40 protein-coding genes are annotated in these 25,660 nt (G+C 30.9%); 4 read left to right on the forward strand and 36 right to left on the reverse strand.

The annotated features are described in order from the left end of the window. Window positions 1–8: 8 nt before the first annotated feature. From map to rpsJ, 22 genes are read right to left on the reverse strand one after another with little or no spacing between them, the layout of a single operon-like run. Complete coding sequence (gene map / locus CRV03_RS04330; RefSeq protein WP_129083913.1) at window positions 9–770, reverse strand: type I methionyl aminopeptidase; 762 nt, start codon at window positions 768–770, stop codon at window positions 9–11. Between the two features lie 4 nt (window positions 771–774). Beyond that, window positions 775–2,037 (reverse strand): preprotein translocase subunit SecY, encoded by a 1,263-nt coding sequence (gene secY / locus CRV03_RS04335; protein ID WP_129083914.1) that lies wholly within the window; start codon window positions 2,035–2,037, stop codon window positions 775–777. A gap of 2 nt (window positions 2,038–2,039) precedes the next feature. After that, the gene (gene rplO / locus CRV03_RS04340; protein WP_129083915.1) at window positions 2,040–2,438 is read right to left on the reverse strand and encodes a 50S ribosomal protein L15; all 399 of its coding nucleotides are present in this window, start codon (window positions 2,436–2,438) and stop codon (window positions 2,040–2,042) included. A 4-nt stretch (window positions 2,439–2,442) separates the two neighbouring features. After that, window positions 2,443–2,886: a 30S ribosomal protein S5 gene (rpsE, locus tag CRV03_RS04345; RefSeq protein WP_114838567.1), complete on the reverse strand. Its 444-nt coding sequence runs from the start codon at window positions 2,884–2,886 to the stop codon at window positions 2,443–2,445. 9 nt (window positions 2,887–2,895) lie between these two features. After that, window positions 2,896–3,258, reverse strand: a complete 363-nt coding sequence (rplR, locus tag CRV03_RS04350) for a 50S ribosomal protein L18 (RefSeq protein WP_129083916.1) — start codon at window positions 3,256–3,258, stop codon at window positions 2,896–2,898. Between the two features lie 10 nt (window positions 3,259–3,268). Next, window positions 3,269–3,802, reverse strand: a complete 534-nt coding sequence (gene rplF, locus CRV03_RS04355) for a 50S ribosomal protein L6 (RefSeq protein WP_129083917.1) — start codon at window positions 3,800–3,802, stop codon at window positions 3,269–3,271. A 9-nt stretch (window positions 3,803–3,811) separates the two neighbouring features. Next, window positions 3,812–4,210 carry a 30S ribosomal protein S8 gene (rpsH, locus tag CRV03_RS04360; RefSeq protein WP_129083918.1) on the reverse strand — a complete coding sequence of 133 codons (399 nt, stop codon included), beginning with the start codon at window positions 4,208–4,210 and terminating at the stop codon, window positions 3,812–3,814. A 13-nt stretch (window positions 4,211–4,223) separates the two neighbouring features. Continuing rightward, on the reverse strand, window positions 4,224–4,409 hold the full coding sequence (locus tag CRV03_RS04365) for a type Z 30S ribosomal protein S14 (protein WP_114838563.1): 186 nt from the start codon (window positions 4,407–4,409) through the stop codon (window positions 4,224–4,226). Continuing rightward, window positions 4,409–4,957, reverse strand: coding sequence for a 50S ribosomal protein L5 (gene rplE, locus CRV03_RS04370; protein WP_129083919.1), 549 nt, complete (start codon window positions 4,955–4,957; stop codon window positions 4,409–4,411). Before rplE ends, CRV03_RS04365 begins: the two co-directional genes overlap by 1 nt. A gap of 1 nt (window position 4,958) precedes the next feature. Next, complete coding sequence (rplX, locus tag CRV03_RS04375) at window positions 4,959–5,198, reverse strand: 50S ribosomal protein L24 (protein WP_129083920.1); 240 nt, start codon at window positions 5,196–5,198, stop codon at window positions 4,959–4,961. A 1-nt stretch (window position 5,199) separates the two neighbouring features. Then, window positions 5,200–5,568, reverse strand: a complete 369-nt coding sequence (gene rplN, locus CRV03_RS04380) for a 50S ribosomal protein L14 (RefSeq protein ID WP_129007029.1) — start codon at window positions 5,566–5,568, stop codon at window positions 5,200–5,202. Beyond that, a complete protein-coding gene (gene rpsQ, locus CRV03_RS04385) occupies window positions 5,568–5,819 on the reverse strand; it encodes a 30S ribosomal protein S17 (RefSeq protein ID WP_129083921.1) in 252 nt (83 codons plus the stop codon). Before rpsQ ends, rplN begins: the two co-directional genes overlap by 1 nt. An 11-nt stretch (window positions 5,820–5,830) precedes the next feature. After that, a complete protein-coding gene (gene rpmC, locus CRV03_RS04390) occupies window positions 5,831–6,022 on the reverse strand; it encodes a 50S ribosomal protein L29 (protein WP_129083922.1) in 192 nt (63 codons plus the stop codon). After that, window positions 6,009–6,434 carry a 50S ribosomal protein L16 gene (gene rplP, locus CRV03_RS04395; RefSeq protein ID WP_129083923.1) on the reverse strand — a complete coding sequence of 142 codons (426 nt, stop codon included), beginning with the start codon at window positions 6,432–6,434 and terminating at the stop codon, window positions 6,009–6,011. Before rplP ends, rpmC begins: the two co-directional genes overlap by 14 nt. A gap of 2 nt (window positions 6,435–6,436) precedes the next feature. Then, entirely contained in the window at window positions 6,437–7,135 is a 699-nt protein-coding gene (gene rpsC, locus CRV03_RS04400) for a 30S ribosomal protein S3 (protein WP_129083924.1), read from the reverse strand. Beyond that, window positions 7,135–7,467, reverse strand: a complete 333-nt coding sequence (gene rplV, locus CRV03_RS04405) for a 50S ribosomal protein L22 (protein WP_129083925.1) — start codon at window positions 7,465–7,467, stop codon at window positions 7,135–7,137. The genes rpsC and rplV overlap by 1 nt, the downstream gene beginning before the upstream one ends. A 2-nt stretch (window positions 7,468–7,469) precedes the next feature. Then, the gene (gene rpsS, locus CRV03_RS04410) at window positions 7,470–7,745 is read right to left on the reverse strand and encodes a 30S ribosomal protein S19 (protein WP_129007024.1); all 276 of its coding nucleotides are present in this window, start codon (window positions 7,743–7,745) and stop codon (window positions 7,470–7,472) included. A gap of 9 nt (window positions 7,746–7,754) precedes the next feature. Next, a complete protein-coding gene (gene rplB / locus CRV03_RS04415) occupies window positions 7,755–8,582 on the reverse strand; it encodes a 50S ribosomal protein L2 (RefSeq protein ID WP_129083926.1) in 828 nt (275 codons plus the stop codon). A gap of 12 nt (window positions 8,583–8,594) precedes the next feature. After that, window positions 8,595–8,876, reverse strand: a complete 282-nt coding sequence (locus CRV03_RS04420; RefSeq protein ID WP_114838552.1) for a 50S ribosomal protein L23 — start codon at window positions 8,874–8,876, stop codon at window positions 8,595–8,597. Between the two features lies 1 nt (window position 8,877). Further along, the gene (gene rplD, locus CRV03_RS04425; RefSeq protein ID WP_129083927.1) at window positions 8,878–9,468 is read right to left on the reverse strand and encodes a 50S ribosomal protein L4; all 591 of its coding nucleotides are present in this window, start codon (window positions 9,466–9,468) and stop codon (window positions 8,878–8,880) included. Further along, on the reverse strand, window positions 9,465–10,040 hold the full coding sequence (gene rplC / locus CRV03_RS04430; RefSeq protein ID WP_129083928.1) for a 50S ribosomal protein L3: 576 nt from the start codon (window positions 10,038–10,040) through the stop codon (window positions 9,465–9,467). The genes rplD and rplC overlap by 4 nt, the downstream gene beginning before the upstream one ends. Window positions 10,041–10,057: 17 nt before the next feature. Further along, complete coding sequence (rpsJ, locus tag CRV03_RS04435; protein ID WP_114838549.1) at window positions 10,058–10,372, reverse strand: 30S ribosomal protein S10; 315 nt, start codon at window positions 10,370–10,372, stop codon at window positions 10,058–10,060. A gap of 262 nt (window positions 10,373–10,634) precedes the next feature. Between rpsJ and CRV03_RS04440 the strand changes: the two genes are divergently transcribed. Then, window positions 10,635–10,886, forward strand: coding sequence for a hypothetical protein (locus tag CRV03_RS04440; protein WP_129083929.1), 252 nt, complete (start codon window positions 10,635–10,637; stop codon window positions 10,884–10,886). 2 nt (window positions 10,887–10,888) lie between these two features. On the opposite strand, the gene CRV03_RS04445 is transcribed toward CRV03_RS04440, so the two are convergent. From CRV03_RS04445 to CRV03_RS04460, 4 genes are all read right to left on the reverse strand, one after another. Next, the gene (locus tag CRV03_RS04445; RefSeq protein WP_129083930.1) at window positions 10,889–11,974 is read right to left on the reverse strand and encodes a hybrid sensor histidine kinase/response regulator; all 1,086 of its coding nucleotides are present in this window, start codon (window positions 11,972–11,974) and stop codon (window positions 10,889–10,891) included. 63 nt (window positions 11,975–12,037) lie between these two features. Continuing rightward, the gene (locus CRV03_RS04450) at window positions 12,038–13,288 is read right to left on the reverse strand and encodes an FAD-binding oxidoreductase (protein WP_129083931.1); all 1,251 of its coding nucleotides are present in this window, start codon (window positions 13,286–13,288) and stop codon (window positions 12,038–12,040) included. Between the two features lie 107 nt (window positions 13,289–13,395). Beyond that, the gene (locus tag CRV03_RS04455) at window positions 13,396–13,809 is read right to left on the reverse strand and encodes a hypothetical protein (protein ID WP_129083932.1); all 414 of its coding nucleotides are present in this window, start codon (window positions 13,807–13,809) and stop codon (window positions 13,396–13,398) included. A gap of 57 nt (window positions 13,810–13,866) precedes the next feature. Next, a complete protein-coding gene (locus CRV03_RS04460) occupies window positions 13,867–14,214 on the reverse strand; it encodes a RidA family protein (RefSeq protein ID WP_129083933.1) in 348 nt (115 codons plus the stop codon). Window positions 14,215–14,320: 106 nt separating this feature from the next. On the opposite strand from CRV03_RS04460, the gene CRV03_RS04465 reads away from it, so the two are divergent. Beyond that, entirely contained in the window at window positions 14,321–14,587 is a 267-nt protein-coding gene (locus CRV03_RS04465; protein WP_129083934.1) for a hypothetical protein, read from the forward strand. Window positions 14,588–14,589: 2 nt separating this feature from the next. Here CRV03_RS04465 and def read toward each other — a convergent pair whose 3' ends face one another. From def to ruvA, 7 genes are all read right to left on the reverse strand, one after another. Beyond that, window positions 14,590–15,123 (reverse strand): peptide deformylase, encoded by a 534-nt coding sequence (gene def / locus CRV03_RS04470; protein WP_129083935.1) that lies wholly within the window; start codon window positions 15,121–15,123, stop codon window positions 14,590–14,592. 13 nt (window positions 15,124–15,136) lie between these two features. Further along, window positions 15,137–15,904, reverse strand: coding sequence for a class D beta-lactamase (gene blaOXA, locus CRV03_RS04475; protein WP_129083936.1), 768 nt, complete (start codon window positions 15,902–15,904; stop codon window positions 15,137–15,139). Beyond that, window positions 15,901–16,389 (reverse strand): HIT domain-containing protein, encoded by a 489-nt coding sequence (locus CRV03_RS04480; RefSeq protein ID WP_129083937.1) that lies wholly within the window; start codon window positions 16,387–16,389, stop codon window positions 15,901–15,903. Before CRV03_RS04480 ends, blaOXA begins: the two co-directional genes overlap by 4 nt. A gap of 120 nt (window positions 16,390–16,509) precedes the next feature. After that, entirely contained in the window at window positions 16,510–17,958 is a 1,449-nt protein-coding gene (locus CRV03_RS04485) for a UDP-N-acetylmuramoyl-tripeptide--D-alanyl-D-alanine ligase (RefSeq protein ID WP_129083938.1), read from the reverse strand. Beyond that, window positions 17,958–18,677 carry an alpha/beta fold hydrolase gene (locus CRV03_RS04490; protein ID WP_129083939.1) on the reverse strand — a complete coding sequence of 240 codons (720 nt, stop codon included), beginning with the start codon at window positions 18,675–18,677 and terminating at the stop codon, window positions 17,958–17,960. Before CRV03_RS04490 ends, CRV03_RS04485 begins: the two co-directional genes overlap by 1 nt. 2 nt (window positions 18,678–18,679) lie before the next feature. Then, window positions 18,680–19,714: a D-alanine--D-alanine ligase gene (locus tag CRV03_RS04495; RefSeq protein WP_129083940.1), complete on the reverse strand. Its 1,035-nt coding sequence runs from the start codon at window positions 19,712–19,714 to the stop codon at window positions 18,680–18,682. A gap of 132 nt (window positions 19,715–19,846) precedes the next feature. Further along, complete coding sequence (gene ruvA / locus CRV03_RS04500; RefSeq protein ID WP_129083941.1) at window positions 19,847–20,410, reverse strand: Holliday junction branch migration protein RuvA; 564 nt, start codon at window positions 20,408–20,410, stop codon at window positions 19,847–19,849. 96 nt (window positions 20,411–20,506) lie between these two features. Here ruvA and CRV03_RS04505 point away from each other — a divergent pair, with 96 nt between their 5' ends. Further along, entirely contained in the window at window positions 20,507–22,699 is a 2,193-nt protein-coding gene (locus tag CRV03_RS04505) for a methyl-accepting chemotaxis protein (protein ID WP_129083942.1), read from the forward strand. A gap of 23 nt (window positions 22,700–22,722) precedes the next feature. Here CRV03_RS04505 and CRV03_RS04510 read toward each other — a convergent pair whose 3' ends face one another. The 3 genes from CRV03_RS04510 to CRV03_RS04520 form a co-directional block, all read right to left on the reverse strand. Continuing rightward, window positions 22,723–23,088 carry a hypothetical protein gene (locus CRV03_RS04510; RefSeq protein ID WP_129083943.1) on the reverse strand — a complete coding sequence of 122 codons (366 nt, stop codon included), beginning with the start codon at window positions 23,086–23,088 and terminating at the stop codon, window positions 22,723–22,725. 95 nt (window positions 23,089–23,183) lie between these two features. After that, the gene (gene truD / locus CRV03_RS04515; RefSeq protein ID WP_129083944.1) at window positions 23,184–24,248 is read right to left on the reverse strand and encodes a tRNA pseudouridine(13) synthase TruD; all 1,065 of its coding nucleotides are present in this window, start codon (window positions 24,246–24,248) and stop codon (window positions 23,184–23,186) included. An 18-nt stretch (window positions 24,249–24,266) separates the two neighbouring features. Next, complete coding sequence (locus CRV03_RS04520) at window positions 24,267–25,097, reverse strand: thiamine-phosphate kinase (RefSeq protein WP_129083945.1); 831 nt, start codon at window positions 25,095–25,097, stop codon at window positions 24,267–24,269. Between the two features lie 85 nt (window positions 25,098–25,182). Here CRV03_RS04520 and CRV03_RS04525 point away from each other — a divergent pair, with 85 nt between their 5' ends. After that, window positions 25,183–25,569 (forward strand): class II SORL domain-containing protein, encoded by a 387-nt coding sequence (locus CRV03_RS04525; RefSeq protein WP_129083946.1) that lies wholly within the window; start codon window positions 25,183–25,185, stop codon window positions 25,567–25,569. Window positions 25,570–25,660 lie beyond the last annotated feature (91 nt).

Genomic DNA, 25,660 nt, shown 5'->3' on the forward strand with positions numbered 1-25,660 from the left:
AAGTTTACTCAATCTACTTTACTTAAAATTACTGCTTTTCCATCTACTACAGCAACTGTATGTTCGTAATGACTACCTCTTTTTCCGTCTTCAGAAACAACATCCCACTCATTTTCTAAAATAACTGGTTCTCTTCCTTCATGACAAATCATAGGTTCAATACAAAACACCATTCCATTTTTGATTTTTGGTCCAGATTTAGTATTTGTACCATTTACATAGTTTGGAATTTCTGGTTCACCGTGAGGTTTTTTACCAATACCATGTCCACAAAATCTAACTAATGGTTGATACCCTCTATTTACAATAAAATCTTCTATTGCTTTAGAAAGTTCTTTAAATCTCATACCCTCTTCAATAATATCAATAGCATAATACAGTGCATCTTTCGAACAAGCAATTAATTCTTCATCTTCTTTTGAAATTTTACCAATAGGCATAGTAATAGCTGCATCGCCATACCAACCATCGATTTCAGATCCAATATCTATTCCTAAAATATCACCCTCTTTTAAAACAGTGTCATCAGGAATACCATGAATAATAACTTCATTTAAAGATGTGCAGATTGCACCAGGAAAGCCATAAAGGCCTTTGAAAGATGGTCTAGCGCCTAGATCATTTAAGTATTTTTCACCCATAGCATCAACTTCTTTTAAAGTCATGCCTGGTTTTACATTTTCTTCTAAATGTTTAAGAGTCTTCGCAACAGCTTGACCAGCTGTTCGAAGTTTCTCTATTTCATTTTGTTTTCTTAATGGAATAGCCATGATCTTAAAGTCCAACTGCACTTAATGTTTCATATTTATTCGTATACTGTTGAGCTTCAATCTTTCTCATTGTATCAATTGCTACTTGAACAACAATAAGTACTGCAACCCCTCCAAAATAGAAAGGAACACCCATTGCTTTTACTAGTAACCAAGGCACAGTAGAGATAAGACCTAAATAAATAGCTCCCCAGAATGTAAGTCTACTTGCAGTCTCATTTAAGAAATCAGCTGTAGAAGCTCCTGGTCTAACACCTGGAATAAATCCACCTTGTTTCTTTAAGTTTTCAGAAATATCTTTTGCATTAAAAGTAATTGATGCATAGAAGAATGCAAAGAAAACTACAAATAAGAACATAAATACATTAAATGTATAAGATGTAGGACTTAAATAATCTGCAACAACTAAAAGGTACTCATTTTGACTACCTTGTAAAACTGTAGCAGGGAACATTAAAATTGCAGATGCAAAAATAGCAGGAATAACACCAGATAAGTTAACCTTAATTGGAATGTAATTCATTACTCTTTTATTTTGAGCTTGCATCATAACTTTTCTTGAATAAGAAACTGGAACTCTTCTTTCACCTAACTCAACATAAATAATTGCTCCAACAGTTGCTAGAATAATTACTAAAATTGCGATTACAGTTAAGAAGTTCATTTGACCATTGTTAACTAAATCAACAGTACCACCAATTGCACTTGGAATTGCAGAAACAATACCAGCGAAGATAATTAATGAAATACCGTTACCAATACCTTTTTGTGTGATTTGTTCACCAATCCACATAAGAAGCATAGTACCTGTTAACATAGAAATTGATGATACGGCTATAAACGTATTCATATCAATTGAGATAGCGCCTTGTCCACTTTGACCAGTTAATGAATTTAGACCCATTGATACACCAATAGATTGAATTAATGTAATTACAATTGTAGTATATCTGATGATTTGCATATATTTTTGCATACCATCTCTTTCTTTTTTCATTTTACCAAGTGCGGGGAAAGTTGCTGCTAGAAGCTCCATAATAATAGAAGCTGTAATGTAAGGCATAATACCTAATGAGATAATTGACAGTCTTTCAACTGCATTACCACTGAACATATTTACAAGACCTAATGCGTTGTTAGCATTTGAATCGAAGAATTCTTTAACTACGTCTATATTCACTCCAGGAACTGGCACGTATGCCAGTAACCTGTAAAGTAGAATAAAACCTAATGTAATAAGAATCTTATTTATTAGATCTTTACTCATAATTAGTTTCCAGTAGTTGTTACGTTTTCGTCTTTAATTTTAGATGCTAAATCTTTTGCAGATGAACCAACTAGTTTAACTTTAGTAACACTCTTAGAAAGTTTGTAAACTGTTTTGATAGATTCAACTGTAATCTCGTCAAGTCCTGCAACTTTTTTTACTTTATCAACATTGATAGAGTATGGTTTCTCAACTCTAGAGAAGAATCCAGTTTTAGGAGTTCTCTTTTGAAGTGGCATTTGTCCACCCTCAAAGTGTCTCTTAATTTTGTATCCAGATCTAGACTTTTGACCTTTTTGACCTCTAGCAGAAGTCTTACCAGTTCCAGAACCTTGACCTCTACCTACTCTTTTAACATTTTTCGTACTACCAGTTGCTGGTTGTAAGTTATCTAATGCCATCATCTTATCCTTTAATTCTTGCTAATGCTTCAACTGTAGCTTGTACAAGGTTGTTTGGATTATTTGAACCTAAAGATTTTGCAACAATATCTTTAACTCCAGAAAGCTCAAGAACTGGTCTTGCCGCACCACCTGCGATAAGACCCGAACCTTCAGGAGCTGGCTTTAATAAAATAACACTTGAATTGTATTTATGTTGAATATCATGAGCAATAGTTGTTCCATGAATATTAACTTTTACTAAAGATTTAAATGCGTCATCTAAAGCTTTTTTAATTGCATCAGGAACCTCTTTAGCTTTTCCTGTACCAAATCCAACTGTACCGTTTTTATCTCCAACAACAACTAAAGCTGTAAATCTGAATCTTCTACCACCTTTTACAACTTTTGTTACTCTTCCGATTTTAACGATTGCTTCTTGAAAATCTTCTCTATTTACTGCTGCCATCATTAACCCTTATAATTTGATACCATTTTCTCTAAGTCCATCAGCAAATGCTGCAACTACACCGTGATAAAGGTATCCATTTCTATCAAATACTACTTTTTCAATTCCAGCAGCTTTAAGTTTTTCAGCAAATTCTGCTGCAACTTTTGCTGCATTTTCTCTACTTACACTTAAGTTTAGTGCTTTAGAATTTATTGCTGCTAATGTAACACCAGCAATATCATTAATTGCTTGTGCACTTAAATATCTGTTTGATTTGAAAACAGTTACTCTAGGTGTTTCAGCAGTACCTCTACCGATATCTCCTCTAACTCTTCTTTTTCTTACGATTCTAGAAGAATTCTTTTTTGCTATATCTTTAATTCTACTCATTTTTCACACCTTACTTAGCAGTTTTACCAGCTTTTCTAACGATATGCTCGTCAGTATACTTAACACCTTTACCTTTATATGGTTCTGGTTTTCTAAAGCCTCTAATAATTGCAGCAGCTTGACCAACTTGTTGTTTGTCAGCACCTTTAACATGGATGATATTTTTATCAACTGAAATATCTAATCCCTCAGGAATATCATAGTTAATTGGGTGAGAGTATCCTAACTGAAGTTCTAATACTTTACCTTTAACTGCAGCTCTATAACCAACACCGTTGATCTCTAAAGATTTTTGGAAACCTTTAGAAAGACCTTCTACAGCATTGTTAATTAAAGCTCTATATGTACCCCAGAAAGCTGCTGATTCTTTTGTTTCACCAACTTTAGTTAATACAACTTCATTGTCAGCTACTTCAGCTTGAACTCTTCCATGAGTTTCAACAGGAATTACATTATTCCCTTTTTTAACGTTAACAACAGTTCCATCAACTGTTACTTCTAATCCACTTGGGATTGCGATAGGTTTTTTTCCAATTCTAGACATTACACTCTCCTACCATACAGTACATAGTACTTCACCACCAACGTTTGCAGCGAAAGCTTCATCGTTAGCGATAACACCCTTGTTTGTAGAAACAATGATTGTACCATATCCGTTTTTGAAAGATTTAATTTCAGAAGCGTTTTTATAAACTCTTCTTCCTGGAGTAGAAACTCTTGTGATTTCATTGATAACTGAGTTATCGTTGTCATCATATTTTAATGTTACTTGAACAGTTTTTTTATTGTTTTCACCATCAACTACTTTGAATCCGTCAATATACTCTTTCTTTTCAAGTACATTTAAAATTCCTACTACTGTATTAGAATGTAATAATGTTGCAACTTCTAATTTTCTAAGTGCAGCATTTCTAATTCTAGTTAAAGCATCTGCGATAATATCATTCATCATAGCTTTTATTCTCCTACCAACTAGATTTTTTAACGCCAGGAAGTAATCCCTCGTTAGCCATTTTTCTTAAACAAACTCTACAAAGACCGAAATCTCTGTATACAGAGTGTGGTCTTCCACACACAGAACATCTTGTATATGCTCTTGAAGAGAACTTAGGAGTTCTCTTTTGCTTAGCAATCATAGACTTCTTTGCCATTACGCTCTTCCTTTAGTAAATGGAATTCCAACTAACTCTAATAATCTATATGCTTCTGCATCTTCAGTAGCGCTTGTTGAAATTGAAATATTCATACCGTGAGTTTTGATGATATCATCATAAACAACTTCTGGGAACATTAATTGCTCATCAAGACCAAAGTTAAAGTTACCTTGACCATCAAAACCATTTCTGTTTAGACCTCTAAAGTCTTTTACTCTTGGTAATGCAATAGAACATAATTTATCTAAGAATGCATACATTCTTTCACCTCTAAGAGTTACTTTTACTCCTACTGGTGAACCTTCTCTTACTTTAAAACCAGCAACTGATTTCTTAGCAATTACTTTAACAGCTTTTTGACCAGCGATTAAAGAGATAGTATCTTCCATACTTTGCATTAATTTGCTATCTTTCATAGCTTCACCAGCACCTACAGAAATAACAACTTTTTCTAATTTAGCAGTTAAAGATTTGTTCTTTGGAAACTCAGTCTCTAAAGCTGGTTTGATTTCAGTATTATATTTTTCTTGTAATCTGTTTGCCATCTTACTCACCTTCTACTTTTGCTACATTAGAGATATCAATAGGCATCTCTTTGTTTACAAAACCACCTTCAGGGTTTTTGTCTTGGTCAGGCTTAACTGTTTTTTTAGCAACTTTGCAATCTTTTACGATTACTTTGTTTTGTGCAGGTAATACAGCTAAAACTTCTCCAGTTTTACCTTTGTCATCACCAGCGATGATTTTTACAGTATCACCTTTTTTGATTTTTAATTTAGCAGCCATATTATAATACCTCCGGAGCAAGTGAAACAATTTTCATGAAACCTGAGTATCTAACTTCTCTTGCTACAGGTCCAAAGATTCTTGTTCCAATTGGTTCTTTTTTACCATCAAGAATTACAGCAGCGTTGTCATCAAATCTAATTAAAGATCCATTTTCTCTTTGAACTTCTTTGTGAGTTCTTACTACAACTGCTTTAACAACTTGACCTTTTTTAACTTTACCAGTTGGTAAAGCTTTCTTAACTGAAGCAACAATTACATCACCAACAGAAGCATATCTTCTCTTAGATCCACCAAGAACTTTGATACACATGATTTCTTTTGCACCAGTGTTATCAGCTACATTTAATCTAGTAAAACTTTGAATCATTATTTAACTCCTGTAGCTACTATTGTCTTTAGTCTGAAAGATTTAGTTTTTGAAAGTGGTCTACACTCTACAGCGATAACAGTATCACCTTCATTTAACTCGTTTCTCTCATCATGAACTAAGTACTTTTTAAATCTTTTTACAGTCTTGTGATATTTTGGGTGTAAAACGTATCTAGTAACTAATACAGAAGCCGTTTTATCTCCAGATGTTTTTACCACTACACCTTGAATCTCTCTTTTATGTGTCATACTTTAGATCCTTAGTTAGCTTTTGCTGCAGTAATAGCTGTTTGAACTTGTGCAATATCTTTTTTGCACGCTTTTAATTCAGAAGTATTAGTTAACTGCATAGTTTTTAGCTTAGCTTTTAATTCAAAAAGAAGCACCTTTTTCTCTTTTAACAATTCGTTTAGCTCTTGTAAGCTCTTATCTTTTAAATCAGTATAGTTCATTTTCACTTTCTCTACTTACAATTTTAGTTTTGAATGGTAATTTGTGTTGAGCTAAAGTTAAAGCACCTTTGGCCATTTCTTCAGAAACACCAGCCATCTCAAAGCACACTCTACCTGGTTTAATATTCATAACCCACTTGTCAATAGGACCTTTACCTTTACCCATTCTTACTTCTAATGGTCTTTTTGTTAAAGGTTTGTGTGGGAATACCATAATCCATACTTTACCTTGTCTTTTGATTGCTCTTGTCATTGCAACCCTAGCAGCTTCGATTTGTCTTGAGTCGATTCTACCATGCTCTAAAGCTTTGATTCCGAATTCACCATAAGCTAAAGTGTTAGCTCTAGCAGATTTACCTCTGTTTCGACCCTTCATTTGCTTTCTGTATTTTGTTCTTTTAGGCATTAACATGATTATTTACCTCTTCTCTTTTGTGGTCTTCTTTTTGGTTTAGAAGCTGTATCTTTTTCTGCTGGAATACCTTTAGCTAGTACTTCACCTTTGAAGATCCAAACTTTAATACCAATACAACCATAAGTTGTATGAGCTTCAGCAAAACCATAATCAATTCTAGCTCTTAAAGTATGTAAAGGAACTCTACCTTCTAAGTACCACTCAGTTCTAGCCATTTCAGCTCCACCAAGTCTACCAGAACAAGAAACTTTAATACCTTTTGCACCAGATTTAAGAGCGTTTTGCATAACTCTTTTCATAGCTCTTCTAAATGCAACTCTTCTTTCTAATTGTTGAGCAACATTTTCAGCTGCTAATTGTCCAGAAAGTTGTGGTTTTCTCTCTTCTTTAATGTTAACTGCAATATCTTTTCCAACTAATTTAGAAAGATTGTTTTTAAGTTTTTCTACGTCTGCACCTTTTTTACCAATGATAATTCCTGGTCTTGCAGCTACGATAGTAACTCTAACTTTTTTAGCAGTTCTTTCTACGATAGTTTGAGCAACACCTGCATAGTATAACTCTTTCTTAACGTATTTTCTAATTTTGTCGTCTTCAGCAACATTTGCTGGCATATTTTCAAACTTAGGAAACCATCTTGATTCCCAGTTTCTATTGATACCTAGTCTTAAACCTATTGGATTAACTTTTTGACCCATTACTTATCTCCTTCTGATGCAGCAGCAACTTCAATCATAATGTGTGCAGTTGGCTTATGTTTTGGTGATGCACTTCCTCTAGCTCTTGGAGTAAATCTTTTAAGAACTGGTCCTTTATCTACTCTTGCACTTGTAATTACTGCATCTTCTGGCTCTAAACCAGCATTAGCTACAGCTGAAGCGATTACTTTTGAAATAATTCCTGCCGCTTTATTAGGAGTGAACTCTAATGAAGCAATTGCATACTCTGCATTCATACCTTGAACTTCTCTTGCGATAAGTCTTGCTTTAGTAGGTGAAAGTCTAATAAATTTTAATACTGCTTTACCCATCATTATACCTTTCTTTGCACAGAACCTTTGTGCCCTTTGAATGTTCTAGTTGGAGCGAATTCGCCTAATTTATATCCAACGTGGTTTTCTGTAATGTTTACAGGTACAAAGTTTCTACCGTTATGCACATTAAAAGTTAAACCAATCATATCAGGTAATACCATTGATCTTCTTGACCAAGTTTTAATTGGTTTTTTATCATTAGCTTCAACAGCTTTGATAACTTTCTTCATTAAGTGTGCGTCTACAAATGGTCCTTTTTTTACTGATCTTGCCATCTTAAACCCTTACTTCTTTCTTCTTGAAATGATTAATTTATCACTAGCTTTTTTCTTTCTAGTTTTATAACCTTTAGTTGGCATACCCCATGGAGTAACTGGGTGTCTACCCGAGTTAGTTTTACCTTCACCACCACCGTGAGGGTGATCAATTGGGTTCATCGCAGAACCTCTAGTTTGAGGTCTAATACCAAGGTGTCTAGTTCTACCAGCTTTACCTACAACCATGTTTGAGAAGTCTTCGTTTCCTACAACACCAATTGTTGCAATACAAACACCAAGAATCTTTCTCATTTCACCAGATGGTAATCTTAAGATAACATATTTACCTTCTCTACCCATGATTTGAGCATATGCACCAGCAGATCTTGCAAGTTGTCCACCTTTACCAGGCTTTAATTCAATATTATGAACCATTGTACCTACAGGAATACTTTGAAGTCTCATAGCGTTTCCAGTAACGATATCTAATCCAGATTCAGCAGCAGCAACTTTGTCACCAACTTTTAATCCAGATGGTTGTAAGATATATCTTTTGTCACCATCAGCATAAGTTACTAAACAAATTCTACAGTTTCTATATGGGTCGTACTCAATTGTTGATACAGTTCCCTCAACACCGAATTTGTTTCTTTTGAAATCAATAATTCTATATAATTTCTTAGCACCTGCTTCTTTGTGTCTAGATGTAATTCTACCGTTATTATTTCTACCAGCTGAAGCTTTTACTCTAACAAGTAAAGATCTAACTGTTGGTTTAGAAGTAATATCAGAAGTATCCATTACAGACATGAATCTTCTTGCAGGAGTTATTGGTCTAAATTTTTTAATTGCCATCTTCTATACTCCTTAAGCTGATAGGTTCGCTATTTCAGCGCCCTCAGGTAATGTAACATAGAATTTTTTGAAGTCTGGTCTTCTACCAGGTCTTCCTCTAAATCTTTTAACTTTACCATCTTGTCTTAAAGAGTTAACTTTTGCTGGAGTTACTCCAAAATACTCTTTAAAAACCTCTTTTAAACCGTTTTTAGTCATTCTTGGACTAGTTTGTACAACGATTACACCGTTTTCTTGAAGCTCGATTGTTTTTTCTGTATATAATATTGCTTTAATATCTGTAATATCTGCCATCTTACGCCTCTTTTGTTAATGATTCAAGTACTGATTTCTCAATTAGTACTGAGTGATATGCAGAAATTAAATATGCATTAATTTCTTGTTTTTCAATCATGTAACAGTTTTTAACGTTTCTGAACGCTAAGTATGTTTTTTCATCAATTGAATCAACGATTACTACTGTATCTCTTTGATTTAATCCATTAATGATTGAAACCGCATCTTTAGTTTTACCTGATTCAACTGTGATAGAATCAGCTACAAATAAAGAACCATTTTCAGCATGAGCGTTAATAGCAAAGTTTAATGCTAAAGCTTTTTGCTTTCTGTTGATTTTTTGGTTGTAGTTTCTCTTAGTAGGTCCAAATACTTGACCCCCACCAACGAATAATGGTGATCTTTTAGAACCCCATCTAGCTCCACCAGAACCTTTTTGTGCTTTTGGTTTTTTACCACCACCGCTTACTTCAGATCTGTTTTTTACTCTAGCAGTGTTTGCTCTTTGTGCTGCTAAGTAAGATTTTACATATAAATATAAATTGTGTGAGTTAATATCTTTGAAAGACTCTGGTAACTCGTTTGTCTTTACTGCAACTGCGTTACTCATTTAGCAATCCTTACTTTTCCTAATCCACCATTTGGTCCAGATACTGAACCTTTTACAACTAATATACCAGTTTCTGCATCGAATGAAACAATATCATTTTTAACAGTTACATTTGTATTTCCGTATTGTCCTGGCATTTTCTTACCTGGTTGAACTCTACCTGGCCACTCTGCATTACCGATAGAACCAGTTCTTCTACCCATTCTGTGTCCGTGAGATGCTCTACCACCAGCGAAGTTCCATCTTTTAACTCCACCTTGGAAACCTCTACCTTTTGTTTTAAAAGTTGTTTTTAAAACAGCAGCTTCAGATAATCCAGAAACATCTAAGTCACCAGCTTCAGTATTTGCTACATTAATTGTTGCAAATCTATTAAACTCTTTGCTTAAACCATATTTTTTTTGTTGACCTTCAATAGCTTTGTTGAATTTCTTCCCTTTGCTATATGAAACAAGTGCTACACCTTCATTAACGTCACATACTTTAGTATCAAGAACTTTTAAAAGTGTAACTGGTGTTGCAGGAACTGTAACAGTTCTACTCATACCGATTTTTTCTACGATAAATTCCATTTATTACCCTTTCTTTATTATTCTTGACCCATTGATCTAACTTCAACATCAACTTCAGGAGCTAAGTCAAGTTTCATTAATGAATCTACAGTATCAGGAGTCGCTGCAATGATATCAATCATTCTTGAGTGTACTCTGATTTCGAATTGCTCTCTAGAATCCTTATTTACGTGAGGACCTTTAAGAACAGTGTATTTTCTGATCTTCGTTGGAAGAGGAATAGGACCTCTTAACTCAGCACCAGTTCTTTTAACAGCTTCAACAATTGAAGCAACACTTCTGTCTAAAACTCTATGATCATAAGCTTTAAGCTTTAATCTAATTTTTTCCATGTATTTTCCTTTAAAGAACTCGTTAGATATACCGAAAAAGGCACTCTAACCATTTTTATGGACGCGGATTATAACTTAATATTAGTTAAATGTCAAGTATTATGGGCTTTTGCCCTTTTATTTAATTAATTTATTTCCTTCTAAAAAGGATAAGTGTATATGTTTTAGTATACACTTTAAGTAAAGTCAAAGATATAGGCTACAGTTTGATTACAATAAAATATTGTATAATCTCAAAAAACTTTTAAGGAATATGTTTAATATGAAAAAACAGATTGTAGTTGGTGGATTTTCAAAAGAACAAAGAGAAAAAGAGTTAGAAAAGATAAGAGCTAAATACTCAAAAAAAGGTTACAAGTTTATTCATTATATAGATAATGGAGCTTTAAAGTCTGTTGCTGTATTTGAAGTAGATGAAGAAAAAGTAAGAAAAGAGAAGGCATTTAACCTAATACTTCTTGGTATATTTTTTATGGCTGTTGCAGCTATTATGTTCTACAAAGCTAGTGTGTAAGTTTAACTTACATACGTAGTTGGTATTTTAATCTTTACGCAAACTCCTTTGCCATTTTCACTCTCAATATTTTCTAAACTAATTTCACCATTTGTTAAAAGAGTTAATGAAACTTTAGCTAAATAAAGTCCTAGTCCTCTACCATTTAAGGATTTATCTGAATGGTATAAATCAAATACATTTGATAAGATATCTTTATCTATTCCACCTGCATTATCACATATCTTTATATTCAAAAAGTCATCATCTTGAAATGTTGTTATATCTATCTTTCTATTTTCAATGTCATTTTTATCAAACTGCTCATAAGAGTTTTTTAGAATACTTTCAAAAATATTTTTAAACTCATCATAGTCACTTTTGATAAAAACATTGTTTTGCATCTCAATTGAGATTTCATCCTCTATTATACTTTTTAGTAACTCTTTTAAAGAGAATTCTCTAATATCTTTTTTCTCTAAAAGATTATTAAACTTATTTATTGTTGAAGAAAGGTAGATATTCTCTTTTTCTATTTTCTCTAAATTGGCAATTAAAATTTCATCGGTAAGTTTGTTCATTTGTGAGTAAACTCTAATCTTACTTGTAATAGAACCTATTTTTGATAAGGGTTGTCTCCACTGGTGTGAAATCATAGAAACAGTTTTTGCAATAAGAATCTCTTTTGCTTGTTCTCTTATTTTCTCTTCTTTTTTTTCATTTTCAAGCTCTAAGAAGTATGGCTTTAAAACCTTATCAACATTCTCTTTTAGGACACTACAGTCAATAGGTTTTTTCATAAATAAATCAATACCTAATTTAATAGAATCAAGAAGATATTTTTCATCGCTAATTGCAGTAGTAAATATTATAGGTGTTTTTGTATTTACTTTTTTTATCTTTTCTACTAATTCAATACCATTCATCTTTGGCATATCAATATCAGAGATAACTATATCAATTTTATTATCTTTAAAATAATTGTAGGCGTCTGCACCATTAAAAAAGTTATATACCGTATAACCTAACTTTTGTAGTAAGCTCGTAATAGTATCATTTACAATCACATCATCTTCTACATACATTAAATTTATATTGTTTCCATTCATTATTACACCTCTTTATAATGAAAAGTATAATAAAAAATGGTATCGAAAAGGTACTATTAGAGTTTAATACTGATAAAATCCTGAAAATAAAAGTATGTCATCATTCTTTGCATTTGATTGGTCAAACTCTACTAAGTCACCAATTATATGCCCAATAGAAGGTGCAAAGGTCATTCCAAGCCATCCTAATCCCATAGCATATACTAAGTTTGAATAGTTCTCATCTCTTCCTATAAGAGGAATATCATTTGGAGTAAGAGGTCTAAAACCACTCCATGTAACTTCATCTTTCATTTCAAAAGGAATACTATACTCTTTGAAGTTTTTCTTTATACTATCTATTTGTTTTTGTACTACTTCTGGGTCATCACTTCCTAACTCTAGTTTTGAAGTAAGTCTTACATCATTGAATCTTGGAGTCATGACTATAAATAAATCGTTAAATAGTGTTGATGTTTTTGGTTTTAGCTCTTTTGGCATAGTGAAAGTTATACTATAACCTTTTGCAGGAGTTAGCATAAGTTCTTTATTACTTTTTTTAGCCAAATCAGTTTTGTACCCTGTTGACATAATAAAAGTCTCAGCCTCATAGAAGTTTCTATTTTGAGAATAGATATATTTTACTTTCTTGTTTTCATATTTTATATCTGTAATCTCTTCATTTAAAATAAACTCTACTCCTTCATCTTGTAAATACTTTTTAAGTCCTAGCATTAACTTTTTTGGATCTATTCGAGCATTTTTCTTAAATAAAATTGCTCCTTCTATTTTATCATTTGCAAAAGGCAGATACTCTTTAATCTTTGCATCATCAAAAATCTCAAACCTATCTTCTTCATCTATATAGTTGTATTTTTCGAGTTTTTCTTTATATGTATGTTTTTGAGTAAAGACTGATAACATTCCATCATGGTGAAAGTCAAAATCAATACCTTCTTTATAAACTAAATCTTTGTAGATATCAAGTGAGATTTGTCCATACTTTTCAAATAGCATCATTGTCTTTTTTGTACGAACTTCATTTGCACTTTGAACAAATCTATATAACCACTTATAAAGTTTTAAATCTAAGTTTGGATGAAAGATAGCAGGAGATTGCCCCTTTAACATAAGTTTTAAAGTGTTTGATACAACTCCAGGGTAACTTAATGGTGTTTTATCAAAAGAAGATAAAAGCCCTGCATTTCCAAAGGATGTTGCATTTTCAATAGTACCTTCGTCTATTACTGTAACTTGCCGTCCTCTTTTATGAAGATTGTAAGCACACATAAGTCCAACTATACCACCACCAATAACTATTACATCTTTTTTCATAGAAGTATCCTTTTAAATCCATATACTGAAATCATACAAAAGAAAAGTATATATTATAAAAAAAATTATATATAGTTTATTTTATTAAACATAGAATAATCTTTTGATTAGTCAGCTTTGTATTCTATTATTTTTACTATTATTGCAAAGGTTTTATATGAGTTTATTTTAGATATTTCTTTTAGTATTTGCTCTAAACTTTCATAAGAAATATTGTTTTGTGAAAAGATTTTATCAAGCTCTTTAATATCAAGATTAAAAGTATCACATACTTGCTTTAAAGTTTTTGGCTCCAAAGAATCAAGCAGTCTATCCATATCACTATCTAGTGTGACTTTCTTATTTTTTGAGAAAATATTAAAAAACTCTTGTGTTAATTTTTTTAGTTTTTTTCTTCTTATTAATATATGTATTAAAGTTACTACAAATAGAGCTATTCCTGCTACTTTATGTAAAAATATACTATTAACTGTGATTGAACCAATATAAAATTCATATGCAGTAAAGGAAAGTATAAACATAAGTACTATCAAAAAAATGATAGTAAGATACTTGTAGATAACTTCAAACATAAAGATTTATTTTTTTGCTGCTGTGAAGATAATTTCTACAAGAGTATTATGACTTGCCATATTTGCTTCAACACAAGCTCTTGCTGGCTTTTCATCTGAAACCCACTCGTTCCAAACTTCATTGAAAGCTTTGAAGTCCCTATAAATATCTTTTAGGCAAATCTCAGCTCTAAGTAAATGATGTTTATCTGTTCCTGCTTCTTTAAATCTCTCTTCTGCTATTTCTAAAGCTCTTTTAGCTTGAACTTTGATATCTAACTCTTTATCATCTGATACAATTCCTGCAAAATAGATAGTGCCATTGTGTTCTACTATTCTGCTCATTTTTTCGTTTATTATTTTTCTAGTAATCATTTTGTGTCCTGAAAATTTTTAATTGAAAGTATATCATCCTATGATAAAGTTAACCTAAGTATTGAACATATAAAGATATAATAGCCAAAATCAAAAAAGGGACAAAATGTCAGAAATAAAAAAAGAGTTATATTCAATTGTTCATGATACTATGATACCTGAAGTTGAAAGTTATGTTGAAGATTTACATAAAGTTATTGAGAAAAATGAACAAACAGATGATACACTAGAAGAAGTTAGAGATATGGAGTCTTTTTTAGTTGAGCTTCAAAATATTCTTTTAGCAATTGATGAAGAAAAGATGGATGAAGAACAAGCAAAAGAGATTTTAGAAAAAATTCAAACTATGATTGCTGAGCACAGCGAACACTAAAACTACTTTATAGTTTTAAAATAGACTTCTTCTGATATTATATCTTTGGGAGTCTCTACTCTGTCTATATAAACCTTACCTAATAAATGGTCATACTCATGTTGAAATATTCTTGCAACAAAATCCTCAAATACTACTTGTACCTTTTTATTATCTAATGTTGTGTATTCAACTTCAATTGTTTTATGTCTTGGAACCAAAGCTCTAATACCTGGAATACTTAAACACCCTTCCCAATCTTTTTCTATAGTTTCTGATTTATTTATGATTTTTGGATTAATAAGTACTTCATCTTCCATAAGAGGAGCATTTGGGTATCTGTCATTTGGGTGAGATGAGATTATAAGTATTTGATAGCTTTCAAAGATTTGAGGAGCAGCAAGGCCAACTCCCCTACTTGATTTTACACAATCAAGCATTTTCTTTATAATAGTCAATATCTCTTTTGAGTTTATATTTTCTACTTCTTTGGCTTTTTGTCTTAAAACTTTTTCACCAAGTTTTGCTATTGGGCACTCTTTTTTCTTGAAAAACATTTAGGTAACTTTTCTATATAATATTATAATATTTAAATACTTCTAGAGTTAATTCTTTTCTAAGATATAATCTTTTAAAATCACTAATTAAAAGATTAGTTGAAAAAAACCATGTATCTTTTGAAGTTTCAATATATCCTACATACCATCCATGTTTATTCTTAGGAGAAGTAGCCCAGCCTGTTTTTGCATGTAATATGTATTTGTTGTTTTTCTCTTCTATCATAATCTTTTTTACTAACTTTAAATGCTTACTCTTAAAAGGAAGTTTTTCAGTATATAATTTTTTAAGAAATTCTATTTGTTCATAAGACGAAATTTTGATATCTCCACTTAACCAAAAACTTGTAAGGTTATTACCCGTTTTCATATTTCCATATTTTAGTTTTATTAAATAATCATTATAGATATCTAGAGATAACTTACTTGCAAAATATTGATAACACCAAACACATGAATATTTAAAAGCCGTTTTCAAAGTTTGGTTTTTATTCCATACATCTAAAAACCTTTTTTTTCTATCCCAAAGAATAATCTCTTTTTCATCTTTAATTACTTTATTATCTAGTACAATCAATGAATTAGGTATTTTAAATGTAGATGCAGGTAATAATCGAGTATTTGCTCTTTTTGGATTAAATACATAACTTTTATTTGAGCTTAGTGATTGAATTACAATTGTACCTTTTACTTTGTTTTTCTTAAAAATTTTTTCTAAAGATAAATCATTATCAGCAAATATAAAATTGCAAAGAAATAATAAAAATATAAAAATTTTCATAGGAAATAGTTCTTAGAATTTTCTTTTAGTTTATTATATATCTCATCAAACTCGGCAGGATAAACCCTTGCTCCACCAACAGTTGAGATAAAGTTCGTATCACCTATCCATCTAGGAAGTACATGATAATGTACGTGCTGTTCTATACCAGCACCAGCAGCTTTACCAAGATTCATACCAATATTTACACCTTCACAAGGCATTACTTCTTTTAGTAGTTTTACTGCTTGTCTTGCTCTTTTAGAAACTCTTAGCCAAGTCTCTTCTTCTAACTCTTCTATTTTATCAGTATGAAAATATGGGATTACCATCATATGACCAGGAGAGTAAGGAAACTTATTCATAACTACATAGCAAAGTTCATCGTGAAAAAGAACTTGATATTTCTCTTCTTCTTTGTTTTTTGCTATATGACAGAATACACACCCTTCTATTTTTTCTTCACTAACATAAGAGTATCGCCAAGGTGCGTATAGGTGTTCCATTATATTTCTCCTTAAAAACTGTCCCAGTTTTTAAGGGACCTTTATTTTATCATCTACTTTTAGTAGGATTTGTAAAAAATCCTTAAAGTAGCAAACTCTAAAGAAAACAACGAGTTGTTTTTATATAAAGTTTGGTGCATCATTTGCAAAAAGGATTAAGTCACCCTCTTTTGTAACAGATGCTAAAGTATCTTCTAGTTTTGATTTATCTTTTAATACAAATACTTTGTCTTCATCAATATTAGAACTAAGTAATTGTGAGTTTAATTCTCCCGTAACTATCGCTAAATCAAACTTCTCATTTATCTCTTTTGCAAGTAAAATATTTGCTTCAGAAGTTGACTCAACTAATCCTGGAGTGATAATAACTTTTCTTCCCTCATGATTAGTACAAATATTTATAGCTTCTAGCATACCTTCTAAGTTTCCATTGAAACTATCGTCAATAATAATCTTTCCACCTGCTTCTATTTTTTGAAGCCTATGTTCTACTTGTGGTAAATCTTTTATTGCAAGTTTGATTTCATCAATAGTCATCCCAAGCTCATGGGCTACTAAAATAACTGCCGTAAGATTTATCGCATTAAAACTTCCAAGAACTGGAGCATGGAAATGTTGTTGTTCCCCATCAATTAAAATATCAAACCAAATACCATCAAGATTTGACATAGTTACATTTAGATTATCAGGGAATTTTGTAATCTCATCATAATCTTGTTTTAAAGGAACAGATTCATGTACAAAACCTCTTAGCATCTTTGGAGATTTTAGTATTTCCATTTTTGTATGAATAATATTTTCTATAGTTTTAAAATATTCGATATGTTGTTCTCCAACACTTCCTAAAATACAATATTGAGGTTCTAAGTACATAGTGATTTCTTCGATATCACCTTCTTGTCTAGCACCAGCTTCTGCAATATATATTTGTGTATCAAGAGGTAAGTCTCTATTTACATCTAGAACTATTCCAGCGATTGTATTTACTGACCTTGGAGTTTTATATACTTTGTATTTTCTTTTTAATACATGGTATAAATAGTTTTTAATAGAAGTTTTTCCATATGAAGCTGTAATAGCAATAGTTCTAAGCTGAGGAATAGTTTCTAGTCTTTGTTTGCCTTTATGTTTAAAAGAGATAAAAAACATCTTTTCCATTAAGTACGTAACGGCAAGTGTTAAGATAATAGGTACAAAAATAGCCGTTGCATGACAAGATTCACTTAAAATACAAAGTAAGTGAAGTGCAAAAGTTATAAATAAAAGTACCCCTAAAAATCTTTTAACTCTAGAAGTTAAAACTAAAGACCTATCAAGTTTTCTATTCCAAAGAACAAAACTAGTCATATAAATCAAATAAAAATAGATAGAAAAATATAAATCAGGTAAAAGATGAAAAAGTACAACTGGAGCAGCAAAGTATGTGATATGCCATTGCCATTTGTGGTGTTTAAATAAAACTCTTTCTAACTTATAGTTATACCATTGTAAGTTTGTGATTAAATACCAACCTAAAGACATGATTAGTAAAACATGAGTAAATATATAAAAGTATTCTAGTATTTCCATTATTTTAATCCATTTTCAATTTTTTCACAAATATCTTTTGCATGTTTTAAAAAGAAGTAGTGATCACCTTCGTAGGCTGTAAAACTACTATTTTTAATTAGCTCGTGAATTTTTTTCCCAGAAGGAAGAGTTGTAGCAGTATCTACTTTCCCCCAAAAAATCATAGCATTTTTTTCAAAAGAAGAAAAGATATAGCAGAAGTCTTCATCTACTACATTTTTAAAAGTCTCATACATTTCATGGCTCATTTGCTTTACATCATCACTTCTAAATGACTTCGTAACTTTTCTAAGTCCTAGTTTGTTAAAAATCTTTGCAAAGAAGATTTTTGTTTTAACATTGAAACTTTTCTCTTCTAAAATTCCAGCAGTACTTAGTAAGATAAGATTTTCAGGATTTATTAGTGTTGCAACTTTTCCACCAAATGAGTGTCCAGCTATTGCTACAACATTTGTATTTAAAGCTTCTAAAAACTTTTTTATAATAAGTGAGTAATCTTTTGTAGTAAGAACATAATCATTTGAACTTTTTCCAAAACCAGGCATATCAATATATATATGTCTAAAGTCTTGAAGCAAGTTACCAAATGCTTGTTTCATAATCTCTTTATTTGAACCCCAACCATGAAGAATAACTATATCCTTCTTTTGGCTAGGATTTACAATCTCATATGAGATACTAAATTTTCTGTCTTGTACTTCAATGCTTTTTAAAGCCAAATCTATTTACCTTTTGATGCTTGTATTTTGTTTACATATTCGTATGTTATTTTAATATCTTTTTGTTTTGGTAAAGATTTAGCTAATGTTGTTAATACATTATTAAAATCTTTAAATAAATAGTTTGCCATAGAACCAGGAATTGGATTTATCTCATTTAAATATACTTCCTCTTCTTGAACAAAGAAGTCACATCTAATAAGTGAACCATCAAAAGTATTGTTATAAATAGCTTTGAAAGACTCTTTTATTCTATCTTTAAGTTCTTCAGAAATATCAGCTTCTAAAGCAGCAGAAGTTCTAGCAAAGTCTAAATATTTTTTATCAAAATCTAAGAATTCAGCTTTTTGTGGTTCTTCAATGATTGAGAAAACAAATTCACCATTTACTTTAGTACCTGCTAAGTTATACTCCTTGATTCCTGCAATAAATGGTTCTACAATAATTGCTTCATCAAACTCAAAAGCTACATCAAGTGCGTAATCTAACTCTTCTTGAGTTTTTACAATTGAAACACCAATAGAACTACCTAAAGTAACTGGCTTGATAATCACAGGGAATGAGTGAACTTCTACTTTGTCATTTTTTGTGTAGTATTTATAATCAATAGCTTTTACACCGACACTGTGAGCATAACCTTTTGTTAAAAACTTATTAAAACTAACAGCACAAGCACCTTTTCTAGGTCCTATATAAGGAATATTTGCAAACTCAAATAAAGAAGCTAATAATCCATCTTCGCCATCACCACCGTGAGTTATATTTAAAACAGCATCAACTTCAAAAGGTTTTGTTCCAAACATAGCTTTCTTTGAGAAACCATCTTTTGAGAAGTTTAAAATATCACACTTTTTATACTCACCACTACTAAATAGTTTTGATTTTATTTTATCTGTTGGAATATGATAAAACTCTCTATTTGAATCACAAAAAATATAAACTAACTCTTCTTTTAAAACATCTTTCATAGCAATAGCAGAAACAATTGATATTTCATGCTCATATGACTTACCACCAAAAACTATTCCTAACTTCAATCTATCTCCTTTTAAATGTCCCATTTAAAAGGGACACATTTCATAATAACTACTTTTTAACAGGATTTATAAAAAATCCTTAAAAGTATCAAAATTCTAAAGAAAGCAACGAGTTGCTTTTACTATTATATTTTATTTTTGTAATTGCTTAAGTGCTTGTTTTACTAAATCACTTGTATTTGTACCTGTACACGCTTTAAGTGCTTTTGATACAACATCTTTTTTAAATCCTAAAGACTCTAAAGCAAGAGAAGCTTCAAGTGTTGCCTTTGAACCACCAACAGCTCCATCCTCATCATCTTCAACAATAAACCCTGATAACTCAACTAAAATTCTACTAGCACCTTTTGGACCAATACCTGGAACTCTTTTTAACATTGATACATCATTTTCACTAACAATTTGTGCAAAAGAACTTGGAGTAAAGGTAGAACAAATAGCAAGTGCTACTTTTGGACCCACTCCATTTATCTTGATAACTGTGTCAAATAATTTTTTTTCATTGGGGTCTAAAAAGCCATAAAGTGTTTGAGAATCTTCTCTAATAATGTGAGTTGTATGAAGCTTAACACGCTTATCTGTTACTTTTGAGCTACAATTTACTGAAACGAAAACCTCATAAATTAGACCATTTACATTAAGGTGTAAGTGGGTTGGCTCCTTTTTTTCAATGCTTCCTTCAATACCTACAATCATATTTTTCTTTCAAAATTTTAAATTTTCTTTTTGTTTTTATATACAATAAATAATATTCATTATATAATATTGAAGCTTAATATCAAGGTTGTTTTGATGATTGAATTAATTACAAAAAAAATAAGTAATAAAATAATAGTTTCTCTATTCATTTTAATGTCTCTTTCGAGTTTAATAGTAACATATATGACTACTGAACAAGTAAGAGCAGACTCCATTGCTACTACTAAAAAAAATCTTGACATGCTTAATACTGCAATGTTCCAAAGTCTAAGAAATGCGATGAATACAGGAGATCCTGCACAAATTAAAAAAGCAGAAGATGAAGCTGCTACTATTGATGGAGTTAAAGAGCTTGTAATTGCAAAAAGTCAACCTCTTATTGATATGTACGACCCAGGTGCAAAATTTACTACAGACCCAGATGTTTTAAAATCATTTAAAACAAAAGAAAATCAACTACTAGAAACTGATGATGCAGAAGGTCATAATCTAAGAATGATTAAGCCAATGATTGCAACACAAGAGTGTTTAATGTGTCATGCTAATCAAAAAGAAGGTGATGTAATTGGTATTATGGACCTTACATTCTCACTTGCAGAATCAGATGATAAAATTAGTACTTTAGTAATAGAAATCTTAATAGTATCTACAGTATTTGGCTGGATTACTATTGGTTTAATCTTTATAATTGTAAAAAGAGCAACAAAACCTATTGCTACACTTAAAAGCGGATTTGAAAACCTTCTTAAATCAAATGACCCAAGTATTAAACTTGATGTTGAATCAAAAGATGAGATTGGAGAAGTAGCGAATCTATTTAACTCTTATATGGATAAAGTAAGAGCAGGTCTAAAACAAGATGAAAAAGTTATTGAAGAAGCAAATGATATTTTAGAAAAAACGGGAAATGGTTTCTTTGTATACCAAGTAAACTCAACTGCATCTAACCCATATGTTGAAGATTTAAAAAATAAACTAAACTCAATGATTAATCATACAAAAGAGACTCTTGATAGAATCAATGATACTCTTAAAAACTACTCTGAGTCTAAATTTGATTATAAGATAAATGATAAAGGTATTTATGGTGACTTAGGTTCACTAGCTGCTGGAATTAAACTTGTAGGTAATAATACATCTGAGATTTTAGCGATGATTATGAATACTGGTGATTCACTTAAAGAGAGCACTCATACTTTATCAACTGCATCAAATCAGTTATCTACGTCATCAAATCAACAAGCCGCATCTTTAGAAGAAACAGCTGCTGCATTAGAACAAATTACTGCAAATATTAAAGGTAATACAGAAGCTTCTAATGAAATGTCTTCTTTAGCAGGATATGTAACAAAATCTGCACAAAATGGTCATAGCCTTGCAAATGAAACAGCTGTTGCTATGGATGATATCAATGCACAAGTTAGCTCTATTAACGAAGCTATTGAAGTTATTGACCAAATTGCTTTCCAAACAAATATCCTTTCACTAAATGCAGCTGTTGAAGCAGCTACTGCTGGTGAAGCAGGTAAAGGTTTTGCAGTTGTTGCAGGTGAAGTTAGAAACCTAGCTTCTAGATCAGCTGAAGCAGCAAAAGAGATTAAAGAGTTAGTTGAAAAAGCAACACAAAAAACAAATACTGGTAAACAAATCTCTGATAATATGATTACTGGATATGAAGAGTTAAATCAAAATATTAACTTAACTATTGAAAAGATTGAGCAAGTTGCAAATGCTTCTAAAGAGCAGGAAGCTGGAATCGTTCAAATCAATGATGCCGTTAACTTATTAGATAGAGCAACTCAAGAAAATGCACAAGTTGCTGACCAAATCTCTAAAATGTCAAATGATATTGCTAATATGTCAAACTCTCTTGTAACAGCAGCTTCAAGAGCAAGTTTCTTACAAGAAGCAAGAGAAGAAGTTTGTAATGTAGATTTAGTTTATGATACAGCTAAGTTAAAAGTAAATGTACTTGGTCTTAAAGATGATGTTTACTCAAAACTTGGTTCTTATGAAAAATGGACTACATCATCTTGTTATACTGTTTCTGATTGGATTAAAGAGTATTTAGAGATTAATCCAAGTTGTGACTATAGTGCAATTGAAGACCTTGAAAAACTAAATGTAAGTTTAAAAGGTAAACTTCAAGAACTAGTAGACGCAAATGCGGCTAAAGCAGATAATGAAGTTCTAAATGAAAAAGCTAAAGCTGTAGAAGTAGAGTCTTTAAGAATATTTGGAACACTAAATAGTCTGAAAAAAGAGGCTTGTAAGAATAATAAATAAAAAGGTTTAAAAACCTTTTTATTTTAGTTAGCTGTTTGCATACTTTTAATTAATGCTTCTAACTCATCATCAGAAACTACATCTGATGTTTCATCCCCCGATATATGTTTAGCAGAAGAAGCAATATTATACTCTTTTGAGTCAATATTGTTAGTTTCACAAACGTGATTTACAACTCTTTCTATTTTTTGTCTATGTAAGTCTTGATGCTGTAATAAACCAAAAGAATTAGAAATCAGTTCTTCAATTTTTTTAGCTTTATGTAATGGAAGATCAAGTTCAGAAATAATACTGTCAACATTTTCTAAATTTTCATAAATAGAAACAGCATTGTTTTCTGACTCTTTAATTACATCACATAAATCTTTTATAAGATCCTCGTATGTCATAATATAACCCTTTATCAAAAGTAAGAAAAGTGTATCTTATTTTACCTTAATAATATTATGACTAATTAGTTATTTATAACTACAAAAAAGATATTTTAGTGAATTACCTCAGCAACAAACTCAGTTGCATATGAACCTTTTGGAAGAGTAAATTGTAACTCCATCCAGTTTTTTTCTTCTTTAAAATTTGTTTCAATTTCTTCAGGGAAAATCCATGCAAATCTTCTTGCACCATCTTCTTTGATTTCAACATCAAACTCTTTTTCAATATTTTGTGCTAAACCATCTGCTTTTTTAACTCTTTTACCACAAAGAAGTCCAGTAGCAACTCTATCTCTTGCAAAGAACTTTTCAGCTTCTTCATTTAAGTTTTCAACATGGAAAATTTTTCCATAAGGATAATGACTCATTAAATCACCAGGAATAAGCTTGAAAGGATGTTCTTGTTTTTTCATATCTTTAACTACATCTAATGGTAATTCAAGTTTTTCGTAAATCTCTTCAGCTTTAAAAGAGTCAACTAGTTTTGAAACTTCTATTCTCTTTGAAAGCCAATTATTGAAAAGGTAACTTTGATAAGAGTTAACAAACATCTGTTTTAGTTTTCTATTTCTTTCTTTTAGTTCACCCTTTACTATTGCTTCACCTTTTTTATAGTTATCTCCCTCTATTCCAAATCTTTGAAATCCAAAATAGTTTGGCATACCAAAAGTTGCAATACTTTGAACTGCTTGTTCAATCTTTTTAGCATCAATTAGATTTACTCTTTTTAATCTAATAAAGAATTTATTTCCTTTTAAATGCCCTACTCTTATTTTATTATTGTGTCTTGTTACATCTAAAACTTTTATCTGTTCATGGTTAAAGCTATTTAGTTTTTCTTCAAACTGCTTTGGAATAGAGATATGTTGAATCGTCATCGCATTTTTATCTTTTAATCCTGCATAACCTATATCTCTTCCTTTACATCCTAAATGTTCTGAAAATATTCTAACCGCATCCCATGTAGTTAAATCTTTTTTTCTAAACTTTACAATTAAATGTTCACCTTCTCCACTAAACTCATATAGAGGTATTTCTGTTACAACAAAATCATCTTTGTTTTGTTTAAATAGAACATCAATCTTTGAATGGTTTAAATACCTTTGAACTTTTTCCACATTTTTCCTTATACTTTATTAATCTTTGAAATGATGATTTGCACACTCACAAGAGTATTTACCCTTAACTGCTTTGGCAAATATATTTAATGGCACATCATATTTTTTTGCTAATTTTTCTATTTTTTCTTTATGTTTTTTATCAAATGAGAAAAGTAATTCATACTCTTCCCCCGAACAACCTATATCTTTATCAATTTTTTCAAAAAACTCAAATCCAACCTTACTTTGTTTTGACATTCTTTCAAGCTCAAAAAACAGACCATCAGATATATCCATAGAAGCATTTACATATTTTGAAATTTTATAGAAAAACTCTGCATTAAGTTTTGGTTTTATAAATTTAGATTTCTTTGATACTTTTTCGCCTAAGAATAGTTTTTCTAAATCTCTTTTAGATGAGCCTAAACTTCCCGTGTAACAAAGCAAATCATCTTTTTTTATTCCACTTCTAAGAATTGGCTTTTTTGTTTTAGAAATAATTGTTACCGAAATATCTAGCTTTATATTTGAGATTGTATCTCCACCAATAATTTCAATACCAAACTCTTTGGCTACTTTTTTAAAACCTTTTGCTAACTCTTTTAAATCTTTATTAGTGTACTCTTTTGGAATTGCTACAGTTAAAAGTGCATATTTAGGTTTAGCATTCATTGCAATTGCATCTGAAATATTTACTAGCATTGCTTTTTGAGCTATTTGTTTTAAGCTCATCCACTCTTTTTTAAAGTGAACATTTTCAAAAAAAGCATCATTGCTATAAACCCATTTACCAATAACAGCACCGTCATCACCAATAAGTTTTGTATTACTAACAAACTGTTTTATAAAAAAATCTTCTTTATTCATAGGCGAGATAATAGCATAATTGTACTTGCTTTCTATTTTAATTATTTTTTTGTATAATACGCCAATTTTATTATTAGGAGAAGAAATGCCAAAAATTAACAAATATGTTGATATTGATACTGTAGAAAGAGAAGCAAAGAAAGATTTAATTGATAGACATTCACCATTTATTCACTGTGCTGAAGCTGCTAAAAAAGGTGAGCCTTTTGAAGTAACTGTTAAAATGGGAAATGAATATACTCACCCAGATGATTTTGATCACTATATTGAGTCTGTTTCATTATTTAATGGAGAAACTTTATTAGCTAAAGCTACTTATGTTCCAGGAACATTAGGTAATGTTAAAGCTCACAATACTACAACTTTTACAATTATCCCAACTTCTAAGAAATTAAACTTAGTTGCACATGGTTACTGTACAAAGCACGGAATATGGGAATCAACTCCTGTAGTTGTGCCTGTAGAAGACTAGTTATATTTTTAAGTAAAGCAATCTTTGCTTTACTTATATACTCTTAAAAACACACTTATATTAATCAAAAAAACAATCTATTAATACTTAT

The sequence above is a fragment of the Arcobacter sp. F155 genome (assembly GCF_004116455.1).
Taxonomy (GTDB): domain Bacteria; phylum Campylobacterota; class Campylobacteria; order Campylobacterales; family Arcobacteraceae; genus Halarcobacter.

Excerpts from the sequence above, each read along its gene's own strand:
- CRV03_RS04480 (WP_129083937.1), bottom strand. The coding sequence starts at position 16,389 with ATGGAACACCTATACGCACCTTGGCGATACTCTTATGTTAGTGAAGAA.
- rpsJ (WP_114838549.1), bottom strand. The coding sequence starts at position 10,372 with ATGGAAAAAATTAGATTAAAGCTTAAAGCTTATGATCATAGAGTTTTA.
- rplF (WP_129083917.1), bottom strand. The coding sequence starts at position 3,802 with ATGTCTAGAATTGGAAAAAAACCTATCGCAATCCCAAGTGGATTAGAA.
- blaOXA (WP_129083936.1), bottom strand. The coding sequence starts at position 15,904 with ATGAAAATTTTTATATTTTTATTATTTCTTTGCAATTTTATATTTGCT.
- CRV03_RS04440 (WP_129083929.1), top strand. The coding sequence starts at position 10,635 with ATGAAAAAACAGATTGTAGTTGGTGGATTTTCAAAAGAACAAAGAGAA.
- rplE (WP_129083919.1), bottom strand. The coding sequence starts at position 4,957 with ATGGCAAACAGATTACAAGAAAAATATAATACTGAAATCAAACCAGCT.
- rpsS (WP_129007024.1), bottom strand. The coding sequence starts at position 7,745 with ATGGCAAGATCAGTAAAAAAAGGACCATTTGTAGACGCACACTTAATG.
- CRV03_RS04465 (WP_129083934.1), top strand. The coding sequence starts at position 14,321 with ATGTCAGAAATAAAAAAAGAGTTATATTCAATTGTTCATGATACTATG.
- rpsC (WP_129083924.1), bottom strand. The coding sequence starts at position 7,135 with ATGGGTCAAAAAGTTAATCCAATAGGTTTAAGACTAGGTATCAATAGA.
- CRV03_RS04445 (WP_129083930.1), bottom strand. The coding sequence starts at position 11,974 with ATGAATGGAAACAATATAAATTTAATGTATGTAGAAGATGATGTGATT.
- rpsE (WP_114838567.1), bottom strand. The coding sequence starts at position 2,886 with ATGGCAGCAGTAAATAGAGAAGATTTTCAAGAAGCAATCGTTAAAATC.
- rpsH (WP_129083918.1), bottom strand. The coding sequence starts at position 4,210 with ATGATGAATGATATTATCGCAGATGCTTTAACTAGAATTAGAAATGCT.
- rpsQ (WP_129083921.1), bottom strand. The coding sequence starts at position 5,819 with ATGACACATAAAAGAGAGATTCAAGGTGTAGTGGTAAAAACATCTGGA.
- CRV03_RS04520 (WP_129083945.1), bottom strand. The coding sequence starts at position 25,097 with ATGAATAAAGAAGATTTTTTTATAAAACAGTTTGTTAGTAATACAAAA.
- rplV (WP_129083925.1), bottom strand. The coding sequence starts at position 7,467 with ATGGGTAAAGCAGTATTAAAATTTATTAGACTTTCACCTACTAAAGCA.
- CRV03_RS04460 (WP_129083933.1), bottom strand. The coding sequence starts at position 14,214 with ATGATTACTAGAAAAATAATAAACGAAAAAATGAGCAGAATAGTAGAA.
- ruvA (WP_129083941.1), bottom strand. The coding sequence starts at position 20,410 with ATGATTGTAGGTATTGAAGGAAGCATTGAAAAAAAGGAGCCAACCCAC.
- rplP (WP_129083923.1), bottom strand. The coding sequence starts at position 6,434 with ATGTTAATGCCTAAAAGAACAAAATACAGAAAGCAAATGAAGGGTCGA.
- CRV03_RS04525 (WP_129083946.1), top strand. The coding sequence starts at position 25,183 with ATGCCAAAAATTAACAAATATGTTGATATTGATACTGTAGAAAGAGAA.
- CRV03_RS04485 (WP_129083938.1), bottom strand. The coding sequence starts at position 17,958 with ATGGAAATACTAGAATACTTTTATATATTTACTCATGTTTTACTAATC.
- rplR (WP_129083916.1), bottom strand. The coding sequence starts at position 3,258 with ATGAGTAGAATTAAAGATATAGCAAAAAAGAATTCTTCTAGAATCGTA.
- rplO (WP_129083915.1), bottom strand. The coding sequence starts at position 2,438 with ATGGCATTAGATAACTTACAACCAGCAACTGGTAGTACGAAAAATGTT.
- CRV03_RS04505 (WP_129083942.1), top strand. The coding sequence starts at position 20,507 with ATGATTGAATTAATTACAAAAAAAATAAGTAATAAAATAATAGTTTCT.
- rplB (WP_129083926.1), bottom strand. The coding sequence starts at position 8,582 with ATGGCAATTAAAAAATTTAGACCAATAACTCCTGCAAGAAGATTCATG.
- CRV03_RS04455 (WP_129083932.1), bottom strand. The coding sequence starts at position 13,809 with ATGTTTATACTTTCCTTTACTGCATATGAATTTTATATTGGTTCAATC.
- rpmC (WP_129083922.1), bottom strand. The coding sequence starts at position 6,022 with ATGAACTATACTGATTTAAAAGATAAGAGCTTACAAGAGCTAAACGAA.
- CRV03_RS04510 (WP_129083943.1), bottom strand. The coding sequence starts at position 23,088 with ATGACATACGAGGATCTTATAAAAGATTTATGTGATGTAATTAAAGAG.
- CRV03_RS04450 (WP_129083931.1), bottom strand. The coding sequence starts at position 13,288 with ATGAAAAAAGATGTAATAGTTATTGGTGGTGGTATAGTTGGACTTATG.
- rplC (WP_129083928.1), bottom strand. The coding sequence starts at position 10,040 with ATGGAATTTATCGTAGAAAAAATCGGTATGAGTAGAACTGTTACAGTT.
- secY (WP_129083914.1), bottom strand. The coding sequence starts at position 2,037 with ATGAGTAAAGATCTAATAAATAAGATTCTTATTACATTAGGTTTTATT.
- CRV03_RS04420 (WP_114838552.1), bottom strand. The coding sequence starts at position 8,876 with ATGGCAGATATTACAGATATTAAAGCAATATTATATACAGAAAAAACA.
- rplX (WP_129083920.1), bottom strand. The coding sequence starts at position 5,198 with ATGGCTGCTAAATTAAAAATCAAAAAAGGTGATACTGTAAAAATCATC.
- map (WP_129083913.1), bottom strand. The coding sequence starts at position 770 with ATGGCTATTCCATTAAGAAAACAAAATGAAATAGAGAAACTTCGAACA.
- rplN (WP_129007029.1), bottom strand. The coding sequence starts at position 5,568 with ATGATTCAAAGTTTTACTAGATTAAATGTAGCTGATAACACTGGTGCA.
- rplD (WP_129083927.1), bottom strand. The coding sequence starts at position 9,468 with ATGAGTAACGCAGTTGCAGTAAAGACAAACGAGTTACCAGAGTCTTTC.
- def (WP_129083935.1), bottom strand. The coding sequence starts at position 15,123 with ATGTTTTTCAAGAAAAAAGAGTGCCCAATAGCAAAACTTGGTGAAAAA.
- CRV03_RS04365 (WP_114838563.1), bottom strand. The coding sequence starts at position 4,409 with ATGGCAAAGAAGTCTATGATTGCTAAGCAAAAGAGAACTCCTAAGTTC.